Below are 4,532 nucleotides of genomic sequence, written 5' to 3'. Positions count from 1 at the left end.
CGAGAACGGCGAGCAGGTGCGCGCCGGCGAGCCGATCGCCTTGGAGGTCTCCACTGAAGAGCCGGTACGTCTACGACGACGGTGGGCACGATCATCGGCCGACGACGGTACTTGTCGTTGACCCACCGCCCCACGGTCCGCCGGACGATCTGCTGGAGCTGGTGCGGGTCGGTGATGCCGTCCGCGGCGGCCCGGTTGAGCGCCTCGGTGACCAGCGGCACCACCGGGTTGAACGCCTCCGGGTCCTCGGAGAAGCCCTTCGCGGACAGCGTCGGGCCGGCGACCACCTTGCCGGTGACCGAGTCGACGACCACTGTGGTGGCGATGAAACCGCCGTCGCCGAGGATCCGCCGTTCGGTGAGCAGCGACTCGCTGACGTCGCCGACGGCGAGACCGTCGACGTAGACGTACCGGCTCTTCACGTGCCCGACGAGGCTGGCCCGGCCCTCGACGAGGTCGACCACGTCGCCGTCCTCGCAGATCACGACCCGGTCGGCGGCGACCCCCGACTCGATGCCGAGGCGGGCGTGCGCGCGCAGGTGACGCCACTCGCCGTGCACCGGCATCAGGTTGCTGGGCCGAACCACGTTGAGCAGGTAGAGCAGTTCGCCGGCCGGGGCGTGCCCGGAGACGTGCACCTTCGCCACGTCCTTGTGCACGACGACCGCGCCGGCCCGGGCGAGCCGGTTGATGACCCGGTAGACCGAGGTCTCGTTGCCCGGCACCAGCGACGACGCCAGCACGACTGTGTCGCCGGGCGCGATGGTGATGTGCCGGTGGTCGCCGCTGGCCATCCGGCCCAGCGCGCTCATCGGCTCGCCCTGCGAACCGGTGGACATCAGCACGATCTGCTCGGGAGGCAGCGTGGTCGCCTCCTCGATCCCGATGACCAGGCCGGCCGGGATGTTGAGCAGGCCGAGGTCCCGGGCGATGCCCATGTTGCGGACCATGGACCGACCGATCAGCGCGACCTTGCGGCCGTGCTCCGCGGCGGAGTCGAAGACCTGCTGCACCCGGTGCACGTGCGAGGCGAACGAGGCCACGATGATCCGGCCCTTGGCCTTCGCGAAGATCGAGTCGAGCACCGGCCCGATCTCCCGCTCCGGGGTGACGAAGCCGGGGATCTCCGCGTTGGTGGAGTCGGACAGCAGCAGATCGACGCCCTCGGCGCCGAGCCGCGCGAAGCCGGCCAGGTCGGTGATCCGGCCGTCCAGCGGGAGCTGGTCCATCTTGAAGTCGCCGGTGTGCAGCACCAGGCCGGCCGGGGTGCGGATGGCCACGGCGAGCGCGTCGGGGATGGAGTGGTTGACCGCGAAGAACTCGCACTCGAACGGGCCGAGCCGCTCGCGGCCGCCCTCCCGCACGGTCAGCGTGTACGGCTGGATGCGCCGCTCGGCCAGCTTCGCCTCGACCAGGGCGAGGGTGAACTGCGAGCCGACCAGCGGGATGTCGGGCTTGTGGGCGAGCAGGTACGGCACCGCGCCGATGTGGTCCTCGTGGCCGTGGGTCAGCACGATCGCCTGGACGTCGGCCAGCCGGTCCAGGATCGGGCCGAAGTCGGGCAGGATCAGGTCCACGCCCGGCTGTTCGACGTCGGGGAAGAGCACCCCGCAGTCGACGATCAGCAGTTTGCCGTCGTACTCGAAGACGGTCATGTTCCGACCGATGGCGCCGAGCCCGCCGAGCGGGATGATCCGCAGGCCACCTTCCGGCAGCGGCGGGGGCAGTTCCGCCTCGATGTGCGCCTCGGTCACGCGTCCACCTCATTCTGCGACGCCATCACTCGGCGCCCATCGTGTCGTTCGATCATTCGGGCAGCTCCAGGCCCGCTGCCGCGAAGTCCGCGCGCAGCTGGGCGATCTCGTCGTCGGTGGCGTCCACGAGCGGGGGTCGCACCGGGCCGGCCGGCAGGCCCAGCGACGCCAGGCCCGCCTTCACCAGGATGGTGCCCTGCGTGCGGAAGATGCCGGTGAACAGCGGCAGCAGCCGCCGGTGCAGGGCAAGCGCGGCCGGCATGTCCCCCGCGTCGTACGCCTCGATCATCTGTGCGGTCAGCGCCCCGGTGAAGTGCGTCGAGGTGCCGACCACGCCCACGCAGCCGACGGCCAGCGCCGGCAGGGTGAGCGCGTCCTCGCCGCTGTAGAAGGCGAGGCCGGTCCGGCTGGTCACCCAGCTGGTGGCGGTCAGGTCGCCCTTGGCGTCCTTGACCGCGACGATCCGCGCGTGGTCGGCGAGCCGGACCAGTGTCTCGGGGTCGATCGGCACGCCGGAGCGGTGCGGGATGTCGTACAGCATCACCGGCAGTCCGCTGGCGTCGGCCACCGCGGTGAAGTGCCGCAGCAGACCGCTCTGCGGCGGCTTGTTGTAGTACGGGGTGACCACGAGCAGGCCGTGCGCGCCGGCCTTCTCGGCGGCGGCGGCCAGCTCGATGGTGTGCCGGGTGTCGTTGGTACCCACCCCGGCGACGACCCTGGCCCGGTCACCGACGGCCTCCACCACGGCCCGGATCAGGCGTTCCTTCTCCGCGTCGGTGGTGGTCGGCGACTCACCGGTGGTGCCGTTGACCACCAGCGCGTCGTTGCCCTGCTCGTCGACCAGGTGGCTCGCCAGTCGGGCGGCGCCGTCGAGGTCGAGCGAGCCGTCGGGGGTGAACGGGCTCACCATGGCCGTGAGCACCCGGCCGAAGGGGCGGGACGCCGGTTGGGCCGCGGCGTCGGGGTGGTCGTGCGTCATACCCTCCAACCTAGCGGACGACCAGCCGGAGCCTGCCGGGGAAGGGCTCAGGACGCCTCGTGCGGGCTGGCCGCCACCTCGGTGCCGTCCGGCAGCGTCGAGATCACGAAGTCGGCGAAGACGTTCGGTGCGACTCCCTGGAGCTGGCGCAGGCACTCCACGGCCAGCTCACGGATCTCCACGTCGGCGTGCTCGGTGGCCCGCATGGCGACGAAGTGCCGCCACGCCCGGTAGTTGCCGGTGACCACGATCCGGGTCTCGGTGGCGTTCGGCAGCACCGCGCGGGCCGCCTGCCGGGCCTGCTTGCGGCGCAGCGTCGGGTTGGGCTCGTCGGAGAAGCGCTGCTCAAGACCCTCCAGCAGCTCGGTGTACGCCCGCACGCTCGCCTCGGCGGCCTCGGTGAACTTCTTGTGCAGCTCGGGGTCGTCGGCGATGACCGCCGGCTCGACCATGGCCGCGTCCCGCTCGGGGACGTAGCGCTGGGAGAGCTGGGAGTACGAGAAGTGCCGGTGCCGGATCAACTCGTGGGTGAAGGAGCGGGACACCCCGGTGAAGTAGAAGGTGACCGAGCCGTGCTCCAGCACGCTGAGGTGCCCGACCTCGAGGATGTGCGCGAGGTAGCCGGCGTTCGTGGCGGTCGCCGGGTTCGGCTTCTTCCACGACTGGTAGCAGGCCCGCCCGGCGAACTCGGCGAGCGCCTGGCCGCCCTCGGCGTCGGTCGACCACGGCACGTCGTCCGGGGCCGCGAACTGGGTCCACGCGATCAACTTGACCTGGGGCTGCACCATCTCCGGCATTCCTGGGACTGTAGTGGCGGGGCGCCTTGCGACCCAAGTCGGGCTCGCGGTGTGGAAGCCGCCAACCGCAGCCGAATCACCGGTGCTCGCGGACGCGCCGGCGCCCGGAGGTGTCCAAGATCTCTACGCGCGGATCCGGTGGCTCGCGGGTCTCGCACACCCCCGGTTCCCTGTAGAGCTGCCCCAGAAGTGGGGCAGGCGGCACGACGCCGGGCGCACCACCGCCACGCCCCATATCCGGGGCAGCTCTACAGGACGCGCAGGACCTCACGGCCCGCCCGAGGAAGGCCGAGGAAGGCCGATCCACGGCACGCCGGGCGGGGCTGGCAGGCCTCAGACGTAGAGCGAGGTGAACGGCGCCCAGGGCAGGTTGCGCAGCACCGAGAAGGCCAGCCACACGCCCAGGAACCCGACGATGACCTTCGAGCTGATCCGCAGCTCCGGCAGCCGCCAACCGAACGCCTGATGGCCCGCCCAGGCGACGAAGAGGTACGCCAGGAAGGGCAGCGCGAAGACGAACAGGAAGTGGTGTCGGGCGGCGGCCGGCAGGTCGCCGTGCAGCACGTACCAGAGCGCGCGGGTGCCGCCGCAGCCCGGGCAGTCCAGCCCCGTGGTCAGCTTGAGCAGGCAGGTCGGCGCGGCGTCCGGGTCGGCGTGGGCCGGGTTGCTCAGCAGCGCGTAGGCCATGCCGAGGCCGACGCACCCGACCGCGGCCAGCGGCGCCGCCCAGCGCGGTGACCGCTCGTAGAGCCACAGAACGCCCCGGGTGAGCCGGTCGGGCTCGGGCGCCGGGTAGCCGTAGCCATCCGGCGGGCTCGCCGGCCAGCTCGCAGCGGGGGCGGGCTGCGGCTGGTCGACCGGTCCGGGAACGCTCGTCACGCGCTCACGGTACACCGGACACGCCGGCCAACGCGGCGGTGAGCGGACCGGCCAGGTCGCCGGCCGCGGGCGGCGCCACCGCGTCCAACCCGAGCCAGCCGGCGAGCCGGTACAGCTCGGCGG

General features: G+C 72.0%; 3 protein-coding genes and 2 pseudogenes. All 5 read right to left on the bottom strand.

The genetic code is table 11. The annotated features are described in order from the left end of the window. Positions 1–65: 65 nt before the first annotated feature. Positions 66–1,754 (bottom strand): annotated as a pseudogene (locus AB0J68_RS27985) (ribonuclease J); the annotation flags it as partial. A gap of 52 nt (positions 1,755–1,806) precedes the next feature. Next, a complete protein-coding gene (gene dapA / locus AB0J68_RS27980; protein WP_363941363.1) occupies positions 1,807–2,733 on the bottom strand; it encodes a 4-hydroxy-tetrahydrodipicolinate synthase in 927 nt (308 codons plus the stop codon). A 47-nt stretch (positions 2,734–2,780) separates the two neighbouring features. Further along, positions 2,781–3,521 carry an FAD-dependent thymidylate synthase gene (gene thyX, locus AB0J68_RS27975; RefSeq protein ID WP_145785820.1) on the bottom strand — a complete coding sequence of 247 codons (741 nt, stop codon included), beginning with the start codon at positions 3,519–3,521 and terminating at the stop codon, positions 2,781–2,783. 342 nt (positions 3,522–3,863) lie between these two features. Then, the gene (locus AB0J68_RS27970) at positions 3,864–4,409 is read right to left on the bottom strand and encodes a DUF2752 domain-containing protein (protein ID WP_363941360.1); all 546 of its coding nucleotides are present in this window, start codon (positions 4,407–4,409) and stop codon (positions 3,864–3,866) included. Between the two features lie 4 nt (positions 4,410–4,413). After that, a pseudogene (locus tag AB0J68_RS27965) lies at positions 4,414–4,532 on the bottom strand (winged helix-turn-helix domain-containing protein); the annotation flags it as partial.

It is taken from the genome of Micromonospora sp. NPDC049580 (assembly GCF_040675595.1).
Taxonomy (GTDB): Bacteria; Actinomycetota; Actinomycetes; order Mycobacteriales; family Micromonosporaceae; genus Micromonospora.
Note: the sequence above shows the minus strand (reverse complement) of the source record. Positions and strands in the feature narration are given on the sequence as shown.